Annotated in this window: 3 protein-coding genes and 1 pseudogene; all 4 read right to left on the reverse strand. The window is 62.9% G+C overall.

From position 1 onward, the window contains the following. Nucleotides 1–441, reverse strand: a pseudogene (locus WB528_RS15740) (hypothetical protein); the annotation flags it as partial. Nucleotides 442–468: 27 nt separating this feature from the next. Next, nucleotides 469–1,236, reverse strand: coding sequence for an SDR family NAD(P)-dependent oxidoreductase (locus WB528_RS15745; RefSeq protein WP_423889338.1), 768 nt, complete (start codon nt 1,234–1,236; stop codon nt 469–471). Nucleotides 1,237–1,296: 60 nt separating this feature from the next. Beyond that, nucleotides 1,297–2,334 (reverse strand): ketopantoate reductase family protein, encoded by a 1,038-nt coding sequence (locus tag WB528_RS15750; RefSeq protein WP_423889339.1) that lies wholly within the window; start codon nt 2,332–2,334, stop codon nt 1,297–1,299. Next, a partial coding sequence (locus WB528_RS15755; protein ID WP_423889340.1) for a creatininase family protein occupies nt 2,325–3,014 on the reverse strand: 690 nt, incomplete at its 5' end. The genes WB528_RS15755 and WB528_RS15750, both read right to left, overlap by 10 nt.

Consider the following 3,014-nt stretch of genomic DNA (forward strand, 5'->3'; position numbering starts at 1 on the left):
ATGCAGGTCCACGTAGTAGTCGGCCCGCGAGATGACGTTGCGGAACACCCAATCGGCGATTTGCTCGGAGGCGGTGCCGCTTGCATCGCCAGGAAACACGCGATTAAGATTCCGGCCGTCGAGCGGACAGACATAAATGGAGCGGGCCGTGAACGCGGGCATGTTCATAACGGGCACGACGATGACTCGGCCGCGCAAGTTCGCGGGGTCCAGAGAGCGGCCGAACTCAAGTGCCGCCGCGATGCTCGCGTATTCGGCGGCGTGCACGCCGCCCGTCACGACGAGGGTCGGGCCGTCGACGTTTCCCCCGTCGCGATTTCCGTTGATGAGCCACATCGGAAGCCGATAAGGCTGACCCTGCACCGAAAACTCGTTCACGCCGTAACGCTTCTCTCCGCGTGCCGCGGAGAGCGCACCCACCTTCAGCGCCTGACTCGACATAGCAGTGCTCCTCATCTTGTCCCGAACTTACCGTCCGCCGTCGATCGACAGCGTCTGACCGGTGATCCAACCGGCGTGCTCGCTCGCAAAAAACAAGACGCCGTTGGCGATGTCCTGCGGCGAACCGAGCCTCTTCAACGCAATATTTTCAACGAGCCGGCGTTGCCCGTCTTCGCCATATGCCTCCCACTGCTTTTCGGTGGTGGGGTTGGAGCGGACGAAACCGGGAGCCACATTGTTTACGGTGATGCCCCACGGCCCGAGTTCATGCGCAAGCTGCCGCGTCAGGCCGATCTGTCCGGCCTTGGCCGAGGCGTACGCCTGAATTCCCGTAAGGCTGATGCCAAGGCCGGCGCCGCTCGAGATATTGATGATGCGGCCGTAGCGCGCCGCCTTCATTGTTGGCGCGACTGCCTGGCTGCAGTAAAAAGCGCCGTCGAGATTTACGGCAAAGATGGCGCGCCAGTCGGCATCAGACACTTCCTCGAGCGGCCGGCCGACTTGGCCCATCACGCCGCCCGCATCGTTCACCAGGATGTCGATGCGGCCGCTGGCCTTCCATGTCTTCGCGACCATGGCATGCACCGCCCCGCGATTGCTCACGTCGAGGACGCGGACTTCCAGCGGCGTTCCTTGTTCTTTCGCCAGCTGCGCCGTTTCATCGAGTTCGGATTTCAGCACGTCGCAGGCAGCCACGCGCGCACCCAGGCCGGCAAAATTTAGCGCGATGCTGCGGCCGAAGCCGTGCGCGGCTCCAGTCACAATTGCCGTTCGCCCGTCAAAACGAATTTGCATAGAGTGGGCCAGCGTTCTGAATATTTGTTCTCGCCGATTTAAACATAAATGAAGAACGAACTAACCGTCCAGCTGCGCCAGATTATCGAGCATCTGCGCGCGAGTACCGCTCTCCACCTCGCGCATCAGCAGCACCAGGCGTTCCACGCGGGGAATGGCAATGCCGGAGCGGCGCGCCAGCTTCAAGATGGGTGCGAACTGCGCGTCGCATTCGGTCTTGCGGTGGTGAACGACAATGTCACGCCAGATACCACTGTGCGTCTTTGCCGAGCGGCGATTGAAGGCCACCATCGCGTCGAAGGATGCGTCTATCTTTGCGCCGGTTCCATTCGGACCGAACGCTGCGGGATCGTAGCCGTTGAAGCCCATTGGGGTAATGCCCTCTGCCGCGGCCACTGCCATCACTTCCCGCGCCAGCGCCGTGAGCGCTGGTCGCGCGTCCCGCGAGTCGAGCACTTCGACGATGCTGGCCGGAGTGAGAGCGCCGGCGAAAAGCAGAGCGCCGTAGCCCATCTTGCCCCAGAGATAGCCCCAGATGTTGTCGGTGGTGATCGCGGCCGGGTCAAACTTTTGCAACGCACGGTGCACGCGCGTCAGGCGCGGCGTATTGCTGCCGTCCAGTTCGCCAACCACGACCGCGCCGCGGCCTCCGAAGTGCACGACGCCGGGTTCCAGCAGATCGGCGCCGAAGTTGATAAAGGCCCCCATCGTGCGCTCGCGACCAATTGTCTCGGCAATCGTCAGCTCGTTGAAGCCATTCTGCAGCGACACGACGACGCCATCCTCGGCGAGGTGCGGCATTAGCTGTCGCGCGGCGGCCTCCGTGTTCTGCGCCTTCACGCACAGAAAGAATGTGTCCCAACCGCCTACAAGTTTGTCCGGAGTAAATGCCGGCAGCGGCTGCGCAAACGTCTCGATCGGGCCGGTGATGGCAACGCCACGTTCGCCGATCGCCTGCACGTGAGCCGCGTTTGCGTCCACGACGGTCACATCAAGACCGGCGCGGCGGAGGTAAGCGGCGACTGTGCCACCAATCGCCCCCGCACCCCAAACCAAAACTCGCTCCGGCGAGATGGCTCCGCCGAAAGTCACTGCCACGGACCCTCGAGGGCCTCGCGCGTCTCTTCGACACCAGCGCTCCACACTCTCATCATCTGGTCGTCGGGCTTCTGATACTCGCCGCCGAAATTGCCATCGCCCAAGTACGCCCGGACGCTAGCGGCGTCCATCATGCGCATGCGTGCGATGTCGATCATCGGCTTTTGGCCATCCGGAAGTTTCACGCCCGCTATGCGCGTCCACGGAAAGTTTTCCATCCAAGACGCGTGCGACGCGACGGAATCGATGGCGGCCACTGCGGCGGCCGTCCTCGGTGCGTTCCACCAGTTGTGCCACTTCACGGTTATTCCCGCGTGATCGTTCATCCACTCCTGCAGGATCGAACCTCCCGGAATATTGCCGCCGTGGCCGTTCACAAAGAGGATGCGCGTGAACCCGGTGCCGGCGAGGCTTTCGAGGATGTCGGCGACGATACGCTGGTACGTGTCTAAACGAAGGCTGATGCTGCCCGGATAGCGGCGGAAGTAGGGCGTGATGCCATAACTGAGAACGGGAAACACGGGCACGCCGAGCGGCTCCGCGGCCTCGCAGGCGACGCGCTCGGCCAAGATCGCGTCGACCGTCAGACGCAGATACCCGTGCTGCTCCGTGCTTCCCACTGGCACGACGGCGCGGCCGTCCTGCTGCAGCTTTTGTTCGACCTGCATCCAGTTCATGTC

This window comes from Bradyrhizobium sp., assembly GCF_049586575.1.
GTDB lineage: Bacteria > Pseudomonadota > Alphaproteobacteria > Rhizobiales > Xanthobacteraceae > Bradyrhizobium.